This is a genomic window from Pantoea sp. DY-5 (assembly GCF_019795955.1).
GTDB lineage: Bacteria > Pseudomonadota > Gammaproteobacteria > Enterobacterales > Enterobacteriaceae > Pantoea > Pantoea leporis.
This window is the reverse complement of the sequence record NZ_JAIMIE010000001.1, coordinates 553,386-570,117: the sequence shown is the minus strand read 5'-3', so window position 1 is coordinate 570,117 and position 16,732 is coordinate 553,386. Positions and strand designations below refer to the sequence as shown.

General features: G+C 56.2%; 15 protein-coding genes. 10 read left to right on the top strand and 5 right to left on the bottom strand.

The window, feature by feature from the left end:
* The first annotated feature begins 4 nt into the window (after positions 1–4).
* Positions 5–946, top strand: a complete 942-nt coding sequence (locus K5Y30_RS02670) for a metallophosphoesterase (protein ID WP_222210427.1) — start codon at positions 5–7, stop codon at positions 944–946.
* Here K5Y30_RS02670 and K5Y30_RS02665 read toward each other — a convergent pair.
* Positions 916–1,653 carry an HPP family protein gene (locus tag K5Y30_RS02665; protein ID WP_222210426.1) on the bottom strand — a complete coding sequence of 246 codons (738 nt, stop codon included), beginning with the start codon at positions 1,651–1,653 and terminating at the stop codon, positions 916–918. The genes K5Y30_RS02670 and K5Y30_RS02665 overlap by 31 nt on opposite strands.
* 179 nt (positions 1,654–1,832) lie before the next feature.
* Here K5Y30_RS02665 and rluF point away from each other — a divergent pair, with 179 nt between their 5' ends.
* Entirely contained in the window at positions 1,833–2,714 is an 882-nt protein-coding gene (rluF, locus tag K5Y30_RS02660; RefSeq protein WP_176970416.1) for a 23S rRNA pseudouridine(2604) synthase RluF, read from the top strand.
* Between the two features lie 37 nt (positions 2,715–2,751).
* Here rluF and K5Y30_RS02655 read toward each other — a convergent pair whose 3' ends face one another.
* Entirely contained in the window at positions 2,752–3,492 is a 741-nt protein-coding gene (locus K5Y30_RS02655; RefSeq protein WP_101764410.1) for a nitroreductase family protein, read from the bottom strand.
* A 134-nt stretch (positions 3,493–3,626) separates the two neighbouring features.
* Positions 3,627–4,391 carry a hypothetical protein gene (locus K5Y30_RS02650; protein WP_176970418.1) on the bottom strand — a complete coding sequence of 255 codons (765 nt, stop codon included), beginning with the start codon at positions 4,389–4,391 and terminating at the stop codon, positions 3,627–3,629.
* Positions 4,392–4,685: 294 nt separating this feature from the next.
* Between K5Y30_RS02650 and K5Y30_RS02645 the strand changes: the two genes are divergently transcribed.
* The 5 genes from K5Y30_RS02645 to K5Y30_RS02625 are packed head-to-tail and all read left to right on the top strand — an operon-like array spanning position 4,686 to position 10,545.
* Positions 4,686–5,663, top strand: coding sequence for a sugar ABC transporter substrate-binding protein (locus tag K5Y30_RS02645; RefSeq protein WP_222182043.1), 978 nt, complete (start codon positions 4,686–4,688; stop codon positions 5,661–5,663).
* Positions 5,653–7,176 carry a sugar ABC transporter ATP-binding protein gene (locus tag K5Y30_RS02640; RefSeq protein WP_222182044.1) on the top strand — a complete coding sequence of 508 codons (1,524 nt, stop codon included), beginning with the start codon at positions 5,653–5,655 and terminating at the stop codon, positions 7,174–7,176. Before K5Y30_RS02645 ends, K5Y30_RS02640 begins: the two co-directional genes overlap by 11 nt.
* Complete coding sequence (locus K5Y30_RS02635; protein ID WP_222210425.1) at positions 7,173–8,186, top strand: ABC transporter permease; 1,014 nt, start codon at positions 7,173–7,175, stop codon at positions 8,184–8,186. Before K5Y30_RS02640 ends, K5Y30_RS02635 begins: the two co-directional genes overlap by 4 nt.
* The gene (locus K5Y30_RS02630) at positions 8,179–9,165 is read left to right on the top strand and encodes an ABC transporter permease (RefSeq protein WP_370634169.1); all 987 of its coding nucleotides are present in this window, start codon (positions 8,179–8,181) and stop codon (positions 9,163–9,165) included. The genes K5Y30_RS02635 and K5Y30_RS02630 overlap by 8 nt, the downstream gene beginning before the upstream one ends.
* Positions 9,166–9,177: 12 nt before the next feature.
* The gene (locus tag K5Y30_RS02625; protein ID WP_222210424.1) at positions 9,178–10,545 is read left to right on the top strand and encodes an LLM class flavin-dependent oxidoreductase; all 1,368 of its coding nucleotides are present in this window, start codon (positions 9,178–9,180) and stop codon (positions 10,543–10,545) included.
* On the opposite strand, the gene K5Y30_RS02620 is transcribed toward K5Y30_RS02625, so the two are convergent.
* Together K5Y30_RS02620 and K5Y30_RS02615 are read right to left on the bottom strand one after the other, a co-directional pair.
* Positions 10,542–11,795: an SfnB family sulfur acquisition oxidoreductase gene (locus K5Y30_RS02620; RefSeq protein ID WP_222210423.1), complete on the bottom strand. Its 1,254-nt coding sequence runs from the start codon at positions 11,793–11,795 to the stop codon at positions 10,542–10,544. The two genes, K5Y30_RS02625 and K5Y30_RS02620, sit on opposite strands and share 4 nt — an antisense overlap.
* Positions 11,796–11,904: 109 nt before the next feature.
* Positions 11,905–12,933, bottom strand: coding sequence for an NADP-dependent oxidoreductase (locus K5Y30_RS02615; RefSeq protein WP_222182059.1), 1,029 nt, complete (start codon positions 12,931–12,933; stop codon positions 11,905–11,907).
* 147 nt (positions 12,934–13,080) lie between these two features.
* Here K5Y30_RS02615 and K5Y30_RS02610 point away from each other — a divergent pair, with 147 nt between their 5' ends.
* The 3 genes from K5Y30_RS02610 (at position 13,081) to K5Y30_RS02600 (ending at position 16,732) form a co-directional block, all read left to right on the top strand.
* Positions 13,081–13,332 (top strand): helix-turn-helix domain-containing protein, encoded by a 252-nt coding sequence (locus tag K5Y30_RS02610; protein ID WP_101764402.1) that lies wholly within the window; start codon positions 13,081–13,083, stop codon positions 13,330–13,332.
* 726 nt (positions 13,333–14,058) lie between these two features.
* The gene (locus tag K5Y30_RS02605) at positions 14,059–15,411 is read left to right on the top strand and encodes an MFS transporter (protein ID WP_222210422.1); all 1,353 of its coding nucleotides are present in this window, start codon (positions 14,059–14,061) and stop codon (positions 15,409–15,411) included.
* On the top strand, positions 15,389–16,732 hold the full coding sequence (locus K5Y30_RS02600) for an enolase C-terminal domain-like protein (protein ID WP_222210421.1): 1,344 nt from the start codon (positions 15,389–15,391) through the stop codon (positions 16,730–16,732). The genes K5Y30_RS02605 and K5Y30_RS02600 overlap by 23 nt, the downstream gene beginning before the upstream one ends.

Sequence of the window (16,732 nt, the reverse complement as noted above, 5' to 3'; positions counted from 1 at the left end):
TTTCGTGTCTTATCCCCATCCGCTGACTGAACTGCAGCGTGAACTGCTGGGCGATGTCGCCGAGCTCTATGCCTTGCCCGATGTGCGTTCCGCGCCGCTGAGCAGCACGCTGCGTTTTGGTTTGATTGCCGATCCGCAATATGCCGACATCGACGCCGATATGGCGAAAAATCTCTACTATCGTCACGCGCTGCATAAGCTGCCGCAGGCGATTGCGGTGATGAATCAGCAGCCGCTGGATTTTGTCGTTACGCTGGGGGATTTAGTCGATCGCGACTGGAACAGCTACGCGGCGATATTGCCGATTTACGATCGCCTCGAACATCCACATGCGGTGGTGCTGGGTAATCACGATGCGCAGACCATCGCGCAGCATCTCAACGAAGCCGCTGCGCTACCCAAAAGCTATTACGCCTTTGGGCTGCAGGGCTGGCGTTTTATTGTTTATGACGGCAACGACATCAGCCTCTATTGCAACACGCAGAACGGTGACGATCGCAAGCAGGCGGAGGCGATGCTGGTGGACCTGACCGCGCGCCAGCAGCCGCAGGCGAAACCCTGGAACGGTGCGGTAGGAACGCAGCAAATGGCGTGGATTGAGCAGCAGTTGCAGCAAGCCCGCCAGCAAGGGGAGAAAGTGGTGGTGTTTGGGCATTATCCGCTGGCACCGCACAACAGCCACAACTTACTCAACGGCAGCGCGCTGGCAGAGCTGCTTTCTAGTTACAACATACAATGCTGTTTCTCTGGACACGATCACCGCGGCGACTTTGCGCGCATCGGTCGGACAGGCTTTTATACGCTCAAAGGCATGCTGGATGGGGCCGACGAGGTGCCGTTTGCGGTGGTTGAAATTGAGGGTGATGAAATCATCGTGAAAGAATACGGTGTAGGGTCGCCATTTATGGCGACCGCTCATGATGATGCTGGCATTTGCCCGCGCTGACGAAGAATCGCAATCTCTTCAGCGCGTTGCAGCAACTGCTGCAAATCATCCTCATCAATATCCAGCACTTCACCGCTTTCCAGCGCCTGATGCAGGTCTTCACGCGTAATCGGTACGTCGATCACCACAGGCGGCGCTTTGGTTTCCGTTGCCGCCAGCGGATGCGGGTAACGACGTCCGGCGAGATTGTTAAACAGCAACGCCAGCAGCGCGAGGCAAACCGAGTTCAACAGCACCGGCGTCAGAATAAAGTGGTAACCCAGTTGCTGAACGCCGTTACCGCCTAAAATTGCGGTCAGCGCCACCGCGCCGCTCGGTGGATGCAAACAGCGCAGTTGAAACATCAGTGCAATCGTTACACAGGCCGCGATGCCACACGCCAGCGCGGGATGGGGAACCCACAGCGCGGTGGTGACGCCAACAACGCCCGCCACCAGATTGCCGCCGACAATTGACCACGGCTGCGCCAGCGGACTGTTCGGCAGACCAAACAGCAATACCGCTGAAGCGCCCATCGGCGCGACAAACCACAGATTCACTTCACCCAGCAGCCAGTGGCTGGTAAGGCTGGTAATCATTAAACCCAATCCCGCGCCAATGCTGGCGATGACCATTTGCTTTCTGCCTCCCGGTAACGGATGAGGCCAAAGGCGGGCCAGAAAGGTGCGCACGGAGGTTATCCACGTCACCGATGGCTGATTTGTCATTACGGAATCACTCTGTCATAAGAAAAAACGATGGGTGCGAATTGTCGCTGATCGATCCGCTGACAACAACCACATTGTTAGTGTGCTGTTATATCGTGGTAAGAGAAATGCTGATGATTGTCGCGATGCTTAACCAACGCCTAAGGTTGCTGTATAGTCCGTTTTTTTTCGGAGGAACCATGCTGCCTAACTCATCCACACGCCTGAACAAATACATCAGCGAGAGCGGAATCTGCTCACGCCGCGATGCCGATCGTTACATCGAGCAAGGCAACGTTTTCATAAACGGTAAACGCGCTGCCGTCGGTGCGCAGGTGTTTGCAGGGGATGAAGTCAAAGTGAACGGGCAGCTGATTGAGCCGCGTGACGAAGAAGATTTAGTGCTGATTGCGCTGAACAAACCGGTTGGCATCATCACCACCATGGAAGAGGGTGAGCGTGACAACATCGGCGATTTCGTCAATCACAGCAAACGCGTGTTCCCGATTGGTCGTCTGGATAAAGATTCCCAGGGGCTGATTTTCCTCACCAATCACGGCGATCTGGTGAATAAAATCCTGCGTGCCGGTAACAACCACGAAAAAGAGTATGTGGTCACCGTCGATAAGCCGATCACCGATGAATTTATTGCAGGAATGGGCGCGGGCGTACCGATGCTCGGCACCGTCACCAAGAAGTGCAAAGTTAAAAAAGAGTCGACCTTTGTCTTCCGCATCATTCTGGTTCAGGGGCTGAATCGTCAGATTCGTCGTATGACCAAGCACTTCGGCTTTGAAGTCACCAAGCTTGAACGTACGCGCATCATGAACGTCAGCCTGAAAGGGATTCCGCTCGGCGAGTGGCGCGATTTGACCGATGACGAGCTGATCGACCTGTTCAAACTGATTGAAGACTCATCATCTGAAGATCAAAAAACGCAGAAGACGCAGGCCAAGAAGAAACCAGCCAGCGCGGCGAAAAAGCCCGCGGCGGTTGCTGCAAAACCGGGCGAGAAAGCGGGTGCAAAACCGGCTAATCGTCAGCGTTTCGCGCAGCCGGGTCGTAAGAAGAAAGGGCGTTAATTCTCTTTCCCCGCGCACAGCGCGCGGGGAAAAGCCGTCACTTGTCGTTGCCAAACCCTTGCTTCTTCAGCGCGTCCAGCACGTGCGGGAAGTAAATCTTGTGATAATAACCGCTAACACTTTCACTCCAGCTCTCGCCATCTTCACGTCCGGTATTTTTCCAGTGCTGCACCATCTCCTGATTGTAGGCAGCGATGTGCTGCTCCAGTCCATCACGTTGATAGCGCTCTTCATGACGGAAGGTGGCCAGCGGCAGACGCGGCTTCTGATGCGCAGGCTGATCGACATGGCCAATCACCACGCCCGCCACCGGGAAAGTATATTCCGGCAAATCCAGTAAGCGGATTAACGCCTGCGCATCGCGACGAATACCGCCAATCGGCACAATGCCCAAACCTTCTGCACGCGCTGCCGCCATGATAGAACCCAACGCAATACCCACATCGGTTGAGCCCGACACAATGCTTTCGATGCTCTGCTGCGCGATCTGCTCGCGGTCGATAGCGTTCATCGCCAGACGCGATTTATGCATATCCAGCACCAGGGTAATAAACACCGGCGCTTTGGCAATCCACGGCTGACCGCCAGCAATCTGGGAGATTTGTGCCCGTCTTTCAGCATCGCGCGTCACCACCAAAGAGACCTGCTGCGAGTTCACCGAGGTTGGCGCGCGATACGCGGCCGAAATGATGCGATCCAGCACCGCATCCGCAACGGGAAGGTCGGTAAAACTGCGATCGCTTTTATGACTGGTGAAAATATCGATTAATGAACTCATGGATCCTCCTGATTGGGAGGCGAGAGCGTAACAGAAGAGGGAGATATGTGACTTAACCGTTGTTGCCGTGGCTAACTACTTCTTTTGAATAAGCAAAGTGCGGAATGCGATAAGACCGGTGCGTAAAGCACCGGCTAAGCGACTCTGGCTTCAGCAACAGCCGGATGAACGCTACGGTCGGGTCCGCTCAGCATCACCGGTTTACCGGAACGTAATCCGCGCTGGAATTGGGTCATGCGTTCATGGCTGATCCCGGCACCACACCACAGCAAGTGATGATCGTGGCGGCTTTCTGAACCGTACAGCATCGGTTGTGAGGTTTGATCCACATCGACGCAGAATCCTTGTCCGGTAAGGCGAATAGCTTCCAGCCACACTTCCGTTTCATCGCCGGTGCTGACCACTTCCAGCAACAGCGGCATCTGCTGCTGACGGGCTGAAGCGCGTTTGACGCAGTCGCTATGATGAACGATCGCCTCATGGAAGCGCGTTAACCTGCGCGATGCGCCGCGACGCGTATCATCACGCAGCCAGCGATTGAGCGGTTTCATCAGCACATTGACGAAATCATCGCTGCTGTAATCGCCCGCCAGATTGCGCACAGTACGCGCCAGTTCACGGTCGGAACCTAACTCCAGCTGACGTAGCAGATCGCCGCGGCGTGCCACCCAACCAGACGAAGAGTAATCGAGCCCGCAGTGTCGGCCCTGATAGATTTGCCACAGCGTGGCGCCACCCGCGGTCAATGCCATCATGGCGAGCACTTCATCAACCTGATGTCGGCTCCAGTCCTTATTGACGTGATTCTCAGAAATTAATCCACCGCGCAACCAGCGACGTAAATTGGCGCGGTTGGCACCGGTAATGGCGCAAACGGTTTCAGTTGAATAAAAGTACATAACGAGCCCTCAGATTGAGGGTGAATTGCCGTGGGTGCTAATCCAGGATGAGCGACCATCCTGAACCTTATCTGTATGGATTACCAGTATCTTTACGTAACTGTGCATAAATAACCGGCAAAGCGCAGCGGGAAAAAACGCACCGAAATAGTGCGTATTGGCTATTACCAATCACCAGCTAGCCTAAGGAGAAAATAGCATTATGGATAAAAAATGGCTGTGATAATTTTTATTTCACACGCCAGATAACAGGCGTTATACAACATTATTTTATTGTTTCCAGGGATATTAAGAATGAAAAAGCACCGCCTGGCAGGTCTGTTATTGGCTTCTCTATCACTATTATCAGGAATGGCATACTCCGAAGAACAACCGATTCCGTCGCTGGCGGGTAAACGTATTGGCATCACCGTCGCGGGTACCGATCACTATTGGGATTTGAAAGCTTATCAGGGACAAATTGATGAGGTGAAACGCCTTGGCGGAACGCCGATTGCACTGGATGGCGGGCGTAAAGAGTCACAGCAAATTGCGCAGATTCAAACGCTTATTGCGCAAAAGCCGGATGCCATTATTGAAACGCTCGGCACGGCGTCGGTGCTGGAACCCTGGCTGAAAAAAATCCGCGAAGCGGGCATTCCTTTATTTACTGTTGATACCGCCAGCCCATCCAGTATTAACGTCACTACATCGGATAACTTTTATATTGGCGAACAGTTAGCATTAAAACTGGTGAATGACCTGCGCGGCGAAGGCAATATTTTGGTATTTAACGGTTTCTATGGCGTGCCGGTAGTAGCAATGCGCTACGACCAGTTAAAAGCCGTGCTGAAGTGGTATCCGAAAATTAAAATTATCCAACCTGAATTGCGCGATGTCATCCCGAATACCGTGCAGGATGCGTATGCGCAAATCAGTCAATTACTGAATAAATATCCGAAAGGTTCAGTGCAGGCGATTTGGGCGGCGTGGGATGTGCCGCAAATCGGCGCCACCCAGGCGGTAGACGCTGCCGGACGCAACGAAATCAAAACGTACGCGGTGGATGGCAGCCCGGATGTGGTGTCGCTGGTTAAAGATCCCAAATCCAGCGCGGCAGCGGTGGTGGCGCAGCAGCCGTATGTGATTGGCCAAACGGCGGTGCAGAACGTGGCGAAATACCTCGCTGGCGATCGTTCGTTGCCGCCCGCAACCTATGTGCCGTCGATTCTGGTGACTAAAGAGAACGCTGCCGAAGCGCAGAAAACCCTGGGTCAAACGGATGGTAAATAACGCGCCGCTGTTGCAACTGCACGCCATCAGCAAAGCTTTTGATGGCGTGCCTGCGCTGCAATCGGTGTCGCTCAGCGTGCATGCCGGTGAAGTACACGGCTTGATTGGCCATAACGGTGCGGGTAAATCGACGCTGATCAAAGTGTTAGGCGGCATTCACGCCGCCGATCGCGGCAGCATCGAGCTGGATGGCCAGCCGCTTACGCTCGCTACGCCCGCGCAGGCGCAACGCCAGGGCATCGCCATCGTGCATCAGGAGCGATTGTTGCCCGGCTCGCTAACGGTGGCGGAAGCGCTGTGGCTTGGCAACGAACCGCGCTTAGCCGGTACGCCGTTTATCCTGCGACGTCGTATGCGCCAGCAGGCAGAGCAGCAGCTGCAGCAGCACTTTGGTTTGCAACTCGATCCTGATGCGTTGATCGCCACGCTGAGCGTGGCGGAGCAGCAACTGGTGCAAATCTGTCGTGTGCTGCAAAACGCGCCGCGCGTGGTGGTGCTGGATGAACCGACCGCCGCGCTGGCGCGCCATGAAGTGCATGCGCTGTTCCGGGTAATTGAACGCATGCGCCAGCAGGGCATTGCGCTGCTTTATGTTTCGCACTATCTCGATGAAATTCAGGAACTGTGTCAACGCGTCACGGTGCTGCGTGACGGCAAAGACGTGGCGCAGTTCAACGCAGATCAACTATCACCGGTGGCACTGATCGCGGCGATGGTAGGCGACGCGCGTCATGAACTGGCACCGCGTCAGTCGCGCCGCGCCGGTGCGCAAGTGCTGCAGGTTAGTGCGCTCAGCGCCCCCGGCAGTTTTCACAGTGTGTCGTTCACCGGCCGACAAGGTGAAATCATCGGCATCACCGGTTTGTTAGGTTCCGGCGGTAAAGCGCTGATTCGCGCGCTGTTCGGGCTGGAAAACGGCGTCAGCGGCAAGGTTACGCTGGGCGAAGTGAGCGGCGTGCCGGCCTCTCCACATGCCGCAGTGAAGCGCGGAATCGCCTTTGTGCCAGAAGATCGCCGCGCCAACGGCGTCGCGTTAGACTTGTCATTGCGTGACAATGTCACCTTAACCACGGTGCAGCGCTTGCTGCGCTGGGGTGGCGTATCGCGTCAGGCGGAGAGCGAATTGGTGGCGAAGAACATTCAGCAACTGGATATCCGCACGCCGGGGCAGCTGGCGGCGCTTCGCCAGCTTTCGGGCGGCAACCAACAGAAAGCGGTGCTGGCCAAATGGTTAAACACCGGTGCGCGCCTGTATTTGCTGGATGAGCCCACGGTGGGCGTTGATATTGCGGCTAAGGCAGCGATTTATCACACATTGCAGCAGTTGGCTGATGATGGCGCCCTGATTCTGGTGTTCTCCACCGATTTACTCGAACTGCAAACGCTGGCCGATCGCATTATGGTGCTGGCGCGCGGCGAACATGTCGCCACGCTGGAGGCACAGCACACCAGCCATCAGGAAATTCTCTCCTGGGCTTCGGGCACCGGCGCGTTAACGGAGCGTGCTTCATGAGTGATGTTACCCAATCTGCACCGCTTGCAGCGCCACGCAGCGTGCGCGGTCAGCAGTGGCTGCAACACGTTTCGCTGCTGATTATTTTGCTGGTTTTAGCCGTCTTTGCCTGGCTGTCGCCGATTTTTCTTACGGTGATGAATCTTGGCAACGTGCTGCAGCAGACCGCGGTGGTGGGCACGCTGGCGCTTGGCTTAACGCTGGTTTTAAGCGGCGGCGGCTTGCAGGGTATTACCGGCGGCATTGATCTGTCGATTGCCGCCAACCTTGGCCTTAGTGCGGCGGTGTTTGCCAGCCAGCTCAACGCCGGTCAGCCCATCGCGATTACCTTGCTGCTGACGCTGTTTACCGGTGCGGCTGTGGGTTTGTTCAACGCGCTGGCGATTGTCTGGCTGGGGATTTTGCCGTTGCTGGCAACGCTCACCAGCATGAATATCGCTATCGGCCTCGAAATGGTGCTGACCAGCAACGCCTCGGTGTCGGCCAGCAGCGATCTGCAAAATCTGTTATTAAGCAACGGTCCGTTAGCGGTGTCGTGGCTGGGCTGGTCGTTTCTGCTGCTGGCGTTTGGCGTGATCGCCTTGAGCCGCCTGACGTCCTTTGGCCTGCGCTTGCAGGCGGTGGGCAGCCATCCGCAAGCGGCGAATGCAGCGGGCATCGGCGTCAAACTCTATCAGGGCTTGAGCTACGTGTTGTGTGGCGTCAGTGCGGCTATCGCGGCAATTGCGTCGGTGTCGCTATTAAGCGGCAGTTCACCTGGCGCCAACGACAATCTGTTGATGGTGATCGCGGCCGCGCTGTTGGGTGTGGTGTTTTCCCGTCGTCTGGTGCCGACACTTGGCGGCGCACTGATTAGCGCGCTATTTCTCAGCCTGATTGCCAACGGCTTTCAGCTGATCAATGTCTCAAGTTACTGGATAAACGGCGTCGAAGGCGTGTTGATCCTATTAGTGGTGGCGTTAACCGCGCTGTTACGTCGTCGCCAGTCAAGGAGAACGCAAGGTGTCTGATTCTTTGTTATCAGCTGTCGCGCCACGCCCGCGCCAGACCGGCTGGCTACGCGCCATCATCGTGCTGACCTTTATAGCGCTGCTCGTGTTCTTTATTGTCGCGGCACCCGCTTTTGCCACTGTCTCCAATATTCGCAGTGTGTTGCTCAATAACGTCGCGCCGCTGGCGATTGTCGCCCTGGCGATGACGTTGGTGACACGCATTGGCGCGATTGATCTTTCGGTGGGCACGGCGATCGATATTGCCTGTCTGGTTTTGGTGACACTGGTGCTGCATCAGGTCAGTTTGCCAGTGGCGCTGATCGCGGCATTAATTGCTGCGCTACTGGTTGGCGTGTTTAACGCCTTTTTGGTGACACAGTTAGGCGTGGAGCCGTTTCTCGCCACGCTTGGCACGCTGTTTATCGGACAAAGCGTGCAGCAACTGTCGTCAAACGGCGGACAACCGGTTTATCTGCTGAGCCAGAAACTGCCCGATGGGTTTTCGGCGATAGGTCACGGCGCGCTGCTCGGCATTCCGCTGCCGTTATGGCTATTGTTGCTGGTTGCGCTGGCGCTCTATCAGTTGCTGCATCGCAGCGCCACCGGACGTTCGTTGCGGGTGATGGGCGAGCAGTACAGCGTCGCACAGCATTCGGGCGTGCCGGTGAAACGGCTCACTGCGCTGGCGTTTATTCTCGCGGCGTTGATTGCCGGTATCGTCGGTTTGATTCTGGCGGCTAACGTCAAAGCCTGGGTGCCGCTGTCGGGCAATGCCTATCTGCTGAATGCGATTGGTGCCAGTTTTATTGGCGCGACCTTCGCGCCGTCACGTCGGCCTAATGTGTTGGGCACGTTGCTTGGCGTAGTCCTGCTGAGCTTTATCGCCAACGGCTTGCTGCTGGTCGGCTGGAATTTTTACTGGCAACAGGTCGCCACCGGCGGATTAATTTTCATTGTGCTGGCCGTTGGGGCCCTGCGCGCGCGTCGTCATAGCTGAGAGAGGTCAAAGATGAGCCGGGCACCGTTTTTACTGTTTGGTTTTATGATGAATGTGCCGGGCCACATCTCCGCAGGATTGTGGCGGCATCCGCAGGATCAGGCTCATCGCTATACCGAATTGCGTTACTGGACCGATATTGCCCAACAGCTGGATCGCGCCGGGTTTGATGCGCTGTTCATCGCCGATGCGTTGGGCCAGCTGGACGTGTGGCAAAACAAGCCGGACGCGGCGTTGCGTCTGGCGACACAAATGCCGGTTAACGATCCACTGTTGCTGGTTTCTGCAATGGCAGCGGTGACGCAACATTTGGGCTTTGGTATTACCGTTTCCACCACCTACGAACAGCCGTATCTGCTTGCGCGCAAATTCACCACGCTTGATCACCTGAGCAACGGGCGCATCGCCTGGAATGTGGTGACGTCAATGCTGGATTCAGCGGCACGTAATCTGGGGCTGACGCAGCAAATTCCGCACGATGAACGCTACGATCGCGCGCAGGAGTTTCTCGATATCACCGGCAAGCTGTGGGAAGGATCGTGGGAAGAGGACGCGGTGCGGCGCGATAAGCAAAACAGCGTTTATAGCGATCCGGCCAAAGTGCATGCTATCAAGCATGCCGGGCGCTGGTATCAGGTACCGGATGCGCACCTAAGCGAGCCCAGTCCGCAGCGCACGCCGGTGCTGTTTCAGGCGGGAACCTCCAGTCGCGGGGCGCAATTCGCTGCACGCAACGCGGAAGTGATATTTCTCGGCGGCGTTACGCCGCAGGCCATTGCTGCGGATATCCAACGCATTCGCCAGTTAGCCGCAGCAGAAGGGCGCCATGCGGCTTCGCTGCGTTTCGTCACAGCGATCACGGTGATCACCGCAGAGAGTGATGAAGCCGCGCAGACTAAATATCGCGATTATCAGCAGTACATCAGCGAAGAGGCCGCGCTGGCGCTGTTCTCTGCGTGGACCGGTATCGACTGGTCACAGGAGGATTTGGATACGCCGCTAGCGTTTCGTGAAACCGATGCCTGTCGCTCAGCCTTAGCCAGCCTGACGCGCATTGACGATCAAAAACGCTGGACGCTGCGTGATGCAGCGCGCTACATCGGCATTGGCGGATTGCATCCGCTGCTGATCGGCGGCCCAGAGAGCATTGCCGATCAGCTGGAACAGTTTGCCATGGGATCGGGTGTTGATGGCTTCAATCTGGCGTGGGCGATTAGTCCCGGCAGCTTTGAGGATTTTATCCAGCATGTGATGCCGGTGCTGCGTAGCCGAGGGCTTATCCGTGAAACGCCCGCGCAAGCCGTGACGTTGCGTGAACGGTTGTTTGGTCAGCCGCGACTCACGGCTGACCATCCAGCGGCACGTTTTCGCCACCGTTAATTCCAGGCATGACGCGGCGGCAGGGTGCCATTGAGGTAATAATTGCCAACGTGGTAATACTTCCAGCGCACCGGATCGTGCAAGGTGTGGGTGCGCGCATTGCGCCAGTGGCGATCGAGGTTGAACTCCTGCAGCGTTGAGCGTGTACCCGCAAGTTCGAACAGCTTGTTACCTGCCAGAATAGCGATTTCGGTGGTTAACACTTTGGCTTCAGCGGTAGCAACCGTTGCTGCTGCAACCGTGCTTTCATCGGGTTGCTGCAGCGCCAGATCAATCGCTTCGCCAGCGCGCCACAGTAAGGCTTCAGCGGCGTGCAGGCGAATTTTCAAATCCCCGACCGCCGCCAGCGTGAAGTGATCATCAGATGCGCGCTCCTGGCCGCTATCAATCCACGGACGTGACCGCTCGCGCACAAAATGCAGCGTGTCTTCAATCGTGCCGCGCGCAATCCCCACATCCACCGCCGCCTGAATAATCTGCGAAATCGGACCGGCGGCAGTCGGGCGCTCAAACGCCTGATAAGCCGGGATCACGCGGGATAGCGGGGCGCGCACGTTCTCCAGCAGCACGGTGCCCGATGCCGTGGTGCGCTGACCAAAGCTCGACCAATTGTTAATGATGGTCACGCCCGGCGTGTTGCGATCCAGCACAATCAGATGCGCGCGATCCTGATCGTCGAGCGCCACCGCGTGAATCCGATGCGCCAGCAGTGCGCCGGTGGCGTAGAATTTCTCGCCGTTGATCACCACGTCATCACCTTCACGCTGAAAACGCGTCTGGAAATCGGCGACGGTGCGCGAATTCTTCTCGGAGAAAGCGTTGCCCCAGCGCAAGCCAGCCAGCACTTCGCCCAGTAGTTCTTGTTTCTGCGCCTCGCTGCCATCCGCCACCAGATGCGCCACGCCGGCTAAATGGTTCTGCGGTAGCTGACCGAGCGCGGAATCTGCCGCCGAAATGATGGCGATGACTTTCGCCACCGTCACCCAGGATACGCCCGCGCCGCCATAGATTTTAGGGATCGCCATCGCCCACAAGCCACTTTGTGAGAACGCATCCAATTCGTTGAGCGGCAAGATGCCTTCGCGGTCGCGCAGTGCGGCGTCACGCGCAAACTCTGTGGCCAGACGTTGAGCAATCTCAATGGCTTCGGCATCATCACGAATGATATGCGCCGGTTCAGCAGGTAAGGGAACGGGTGCTTCAGGCTGTTGGGAATTGACCTTCAGGATGTGGGTTTGGCTGAGCGACATGAGAACTCCCGATAATGACGATGTAGGGAAAATATCTTCTCATGCGCTCAGCGCGCGCCATATCTCAATTGCGGCTATGCAAAGTGAAAAATAGCGTTAACACAACGGTTTACTGCGCGACTTTCACCACGGTTTTACCGAAGTTTTTGCCTTTCAGCATATCGAAAAACGCCTGCGGGGCATTTTCCAGCCCGTCGATCATGTGCTCGCGGTAGTGGATTTTTTGCTGCTCCACCAGCGGCGTCATCGCTTTGAGGAATTCAGGATAACGATCGCCGTAATCCTGGAAGATGATAAAGCCCTGCATGCGAATACGACGCTTCAGAATGCCGCCCATGATTTGTGGGGTGCGATCCGGTCCCGGCGGTAATTCGCGGCTGCTGTAGCCAGAAACCAGGCCACAGACCGGCACGCGCGCTGCGGTGTTCAGCAACGGGAATACGGCATCAAACACTTTGCCGCCGACGTTTTCGAAGTAGATATCAATGCCGTCCGGGCAGGCAGCCGCCAGCTGTTCTGCAAAATCGTCACGATGGTGATCGATACAGGCGGAGAAACCGAGCTTCTCAATCGCATAACGGCACTTCTCTTCACCACCCGCAACGCCTACCACATGGCAGCCTTTGAGTTTGCCAAGCTGACCCACCGTTGCACCGACCGGGCCGGTAGCCGCCGCGACCACTAAGGTTTCACCCTGTTTTGGCTGGCCGATATCCATCAAGCCCATATAGGCCGTGAAGCCCGGCATACCGAGAATGCCCAGCGCCCAGGAAGGATGGGGCAGATCGCCCAGTTTCGCCACGCCGTTTCCGTCCGAAACCGCATAGCTTTGCCAGCCGCTCTGCGCGAGGACCACATCACCTTGCTGGAAATCCGCGTGTTTAGATTCCACCACTTCGCTCACCGTGCCGCCAACCATCGGTTGGTCGAGTTCAGCAGGTGCAGCATAGGATTTGCTGTCATCCATGCGCCCGCGCATATACGGGTCGAGCGATAAATAGAGCGTGCGCAGCAGGATTTGGCCGTCCTTCACGTCAGGAATGGGCTGCTCCACCAGGCGAAAATTCTCTTTTACCGGTTCGCCATGCGGGCGTGAAGCTAATAGCCAAGCTTGATTACGTTGAGTAGATTGCGACATTTTTACCTCTATTAGCGTTTCCACGTCAGGCAAGTGTAGACGAGGAAAAAGCATTAAGGCCGCCTGTGCAGAACTTAAGTGTTGCTATATGATAACATTTTGGTAAAAATATAGACATTGTTATCATATACCAACAACAGAGGTTTTATGTTGCCTGGTTTGCAAGCAATAGGCGCTAAATGTCAGGAAAGGCGCAAGGCTAACCGTTGGACTCAAGCCGACGCTGCGACGCGTGCAGGTATTCATCGCACGGTTATTTCACAGATTGAAAATGGCCATTACGCGGGATCGTTGAAAGCATTTACTCTTTATTTGACGTCACTGGGATTGAAACTTTCAGCCATTGATTTCTCATTTCCCCAGCTAGAAGACCTGGACACTTTATTTGATGAGGGTTGACCTCATCCTTGCATGAATTTTCAATATGTAACTTTTGAAGTTACTTGCTTTATCGGGAGGATTTGTCCTTCAGGTAAATTAATTATCTACATTATCCTAGTTTTCATAGCTGTAACTACCCGAATGTCTTCAAACAACAACTTCTGAGAAAGCACTTTATGGAACCTGGGCCATTTGTGTACCAGGTCACCATAAATGGTGACCCTACGGGATTTATAGCGATGGTGAGTCAAATTAATGCATTGATGCAGCAGCGCGGGTGTTGAGGCGACATCCTAAACCGCTGAACGAATGAGGGATTCCAGGGCGAGCCGCATGGATGCGGCGAGAGGCGGCGCTGAGCAGGAGCGAATCGGCGCCGGTCCGTCAGGAATCGTGAATGAGTGAAGGTACCGCGCAGCGGCGGATTGGGCTGGCGCAAGGCCCGGGAGTGCAGAGGGCGCGGCCAGGCGCCCTTTGCTCGGTCGCCGCACGGCAAAACTGAAACAATCTGAGCCTATGGCGAACGAAAGTCGCTCAGTTTAATGTGAGGTATGCTCAGGCACGGGGCCCGTAGTGAGCCAGCGCACAAACCAAGCGTAAACTTTTCGACGCGAATTAATATAACACCATGAATTTTAACAATCATAGGGCATTTGCCTAAGCGGTCTCGGGCAATGCCACATACACCAGGCCTCACTCTGCTGCGTATACCTATAGCGATGCTTTTCTCCCTACAGGTGACGCATGACACAACAACAATACGTATTATCGCCCGATCATGACGCGCATATCGCCTCAGCCATCGGCAAGTTCTTCCGCCGCATCATTCCGATGCTGGCGCTGATGTTAATTGTGAACCAGATTGACCGGGCTAACATTGGCTTCGTTAAAGCCGAACTGCAAACGGACGCGGGTATTAGTGCGGCCGCTTTCGGCTTAGGCGCGGGGCTGTTCTTTATCGGCTATGCGCTGTTTGAAGTGCCGAGCAACATGATGCTGAAGAAACTCGGCGCACGCGTGTGGCTGACGCGCATCATGATTACGTGGGGCATGGTGGTGGTGCTTACCGGTTTTGTGAGTACGCCGCTGCATTTCTATCTGCTGCGTTTCCTGCTCGGCGTGGCGGAAGCCGGCTTCTTCCCTGGCGTACTGTTCTACTTCCGTCAATGGGTGCCGAATGCGTGGCGAGGACGTGCCACCGCGATGGTGTTGAGCGCCACTGCCAGCGCCTTTCTGTTCTCCGGTCCGCTCACCGGCGCCATTTTAATGATGCATGATGTTGGCGGCATCGCGGGCTGGAAATGGGTGATGTTTATGGAAGGCGGCGGATCGATGGTGATCGGCTTGCTGGCTGCCTTTGTGCTGGTATCCAAACCGGAAGGCGCGAAGTGGCTCAGCGATGCCGAGAAGCAGGCGCTGGCGCAGCAGTTAGCGCTGGAAGATGATGCGCGCGAAGAGCACGCGGTGAAACACGGCCGCTGGGGCTTGATCAGCGATCGCAGCCTTTTGTCTTACTGCCTGATCTTCTTCACCATGACCATGACCGGTTACACGTTAGTGTTCTGGCTGCCGCAAATCATTCAGCGCATTCAGGGCTTCAACAGCTTTGAAACCGGATTGCTGACCGCCGTGCCGTGGCTGTTCGCTATCGTCGCGCTGTTCCTGCTCGGCAAAGCCACCGACCGCTATCGCGATAAACTGGATAAAGGGCTCGGCATCGCCATGCTGATCGCCGCGTGCGGCACCTTTATGGCTACGCTGGGTACGCCGTGGTTTGGCTTTGTGGCGATGATTGTGGCCTGTATCGGCTCCAAAGTGAGCGCGGCGTTCTTCTGGCCGATGCCACAAAGTGAATTACCCGCCTCGATTGCCGCGCCAGGCATTGCGCTGATCAACTCGATTGGCAACCTCGGTGGCTTCTTTGCGCCCACGGTATTCGGCTACCTCGAAATGCACACCGGCAGCACCACCGGCGGACTTTACGCGCTAACCAGCGTGTCCGTGGTGACCGGACTCTATTTGCTGCTGCGTCGCAAACCTGTTCCACCCGCTTTCGGTCACACGGAGAGAAACCATGTCAGACAGTCCAGTCATTAAATCGATGCGCATCGTGCCGGTTGCCGGTTACGACAGCATGTTATTGAACATTGGCGGCGCCCATAACTGCTACTTCACGCGCATCATCGTGATACTGACCGATTCCGCCGGACATAGCGGAGTTGGCGAAACGCCGTGTCATGCATCCACCTTGCAGTTGCTGGAACAGTTTCGCCCGCTGATTGAAGGCAGTTCACTGCTTCGTCTCAACGCGACGCTGAGCCAGTTGTTCAGCAGCGAGGCACGTCAGCAACAAACCTCACACACCAACGACATTCATATCCCGCAGATGAATCCGGAGAAGTTTTATAACGCCGCCGCCGCCATAGAAGCGGCGCTGCTGGATCTGCAGGGCAAGCTGTTAAACCTGCCGGTGGCGGATCTGCTTGCCAGCGGTAAACAGCGCGACCGCATTCCGGTGCTGGGCTATTTGTTCTACATCGCCGATCGCAAGCGCACCAATATGCACTATCGATCGGGGGAGCATGAGCAAGAAGGCTGGTTCCGTCTGCGTCATGAAGCGGCGATGGACAGCGAGGCCGTGGTGCGACTGGCCGAAGCGGCAGTTGAGCAATACGGCTTCCGCGACTTCAAGCTCAAAGGCGGCGTGCAGGCAGGTGAAGTGGAAGTGGCAACGGTGGAAGCGCTACTGGCGCGCTTCCCAGAAGCACGCGTCACCGTCGATCCTAACGCCAGCTGGTCGCTGGAGCAGGCGATTCGCTTTGGCAAGCAGCTGGCGGGGAAGGTGCCGTATCTGGAAGATCCTTGTGGCGCTGAACAAGGCTATTCCGGTCGGGAAACGCTGGCCGAGTTTCGCCGCGCCACCGGTGTGCCGGTCGCGACTAATATGATCGCCAACGACTGGCGCCAGCTGCATCATGCGCTGCAACTGAATGCCATTGATATTCCGCTCGCCGATCCGCACTTCTGGACGATGCGTAACGCCAACGTGGTGGCGCAGCTGTGCAACGAATGGGGGCTGACAACCGGCTGCCACTCCAATAACCATTTTGATATTTCGCTGGCGATGGTGGCGCACCTGGGTGCAGCCGCGCCGGGCGATCGTCAAACTGCCTTTGATACGCACTGGATTTGGCAGGATGGTCAGCAGCTTACGCGTCAACCGCCGCAGATCCGCGATGGTTATCTGGAGTTACCGCCGGGGCCGGGATTGGGCATCGAGCTGGATATGGATCGCATCGAACAAGCGCATGCACTGTATAACGCGCTGCCGGATAAAAATCGCAACGATGCGCTGGGGATGCAGTTTTTGATCGATAACTGGCGCTATGACGCCAAACGTCCGTCATTGGTACGCTAA

Excerpts from the sequence above, each read along its gene's own strand:
- K5Y30_RS02635 (WP_222210425.1), top strand. The coding sequence starts at position 7,173 with ATGAGTGATGTTACCCAATCTGCACCGCTTGCAGCGCCACGCAGCGTG.
- rluF (WP_176970416.1), top strand. The coding sequence starts at position 1,833 with ATGCTGCCTAACTCATCCACACGCCTGAACAAATACATCAGCGAGAGC.
- K5Y30_RS02625 (WP_222210424.1), top strand. The coding sequence starts at position 9,178 with ATGAGCCGGGCACCGTTTTTACTGTTTGGTTTTATGATGAATGTGCCG.
- K5Y30_RS02665 (WP_222210426.1), bottom strand. The coding sequence starts at position 1,653 with ATGACAAATCAGCCATCGGTGACGTGGATAACCTCCGTGCGCACCTTT.
- K5Y30_RS02620 (WP_222210423.1), bottom strand. The coding sequence starts at position 11,795 with ATGTCGCTCAGCCAAACCCACATCCTGAAGGTCAATTCCCAACAGCCT.
- K5Y30_RS02645 (WP_222182043.1), top strand. The coding sequence starts at position 4,686 with ATGAAAAAGCACCGCCTGGCAGGTCTGTTATTGGCTTCTCTATCACTA.
- K5Y30_RS02640 (WP_222182044.1), top strand. The coding sequence starts at position 5,653 with ATGGTAAATAACGCGCCGCTGTTGCAACTGCACGCCATCAGCAAAGCT.
- K5Y30_RS02610 (WP_101764402.1), top strand. The coding sequence starts at position 13,081 with ATGTTGCCTGGTTTGCAAGCAATAGGCGCTAAATGTCAGGAAAGGCGC.
- K5Y30_RS02605 (WP_222210422.1), top strand. The coding sequence starts at position 14,059 with ATGACACAACAACAATACGTATTATCGCCCGATCATGACGCGCATATC.
- K5Y30_RS02650 (WP_176970418.1), bottom strand. The coding sequence starts at position 4,391 with ATGTACTTTTATTCAACTGAAACCGTTTGCGCCATTACCGGTGCCAAC.
- K5Y30_RS02655 (WP_101764410.1), bottom strand. The coding sequence starts at position 3,492 with ATGAGTTCATTAATCGATATTTTCACCAGTCATAAAAGCGATCGCAGT.
- K5Y30_RS02600 (WP_222210421.1), top strand. The coding sequence starts at position 15,389 with ATGTCAGACAGTCCAGTCATTAAATCGATGCGCATCGTGCCGGTTGCC.
- K5Y30_RS02615 (WP_222182059.1), bottom strand. The coding sequence starts at position 12,933 with ATGTCGCAATCTACTCAACGTAATCAAGCTTGGCTATTAGCTTCACGC.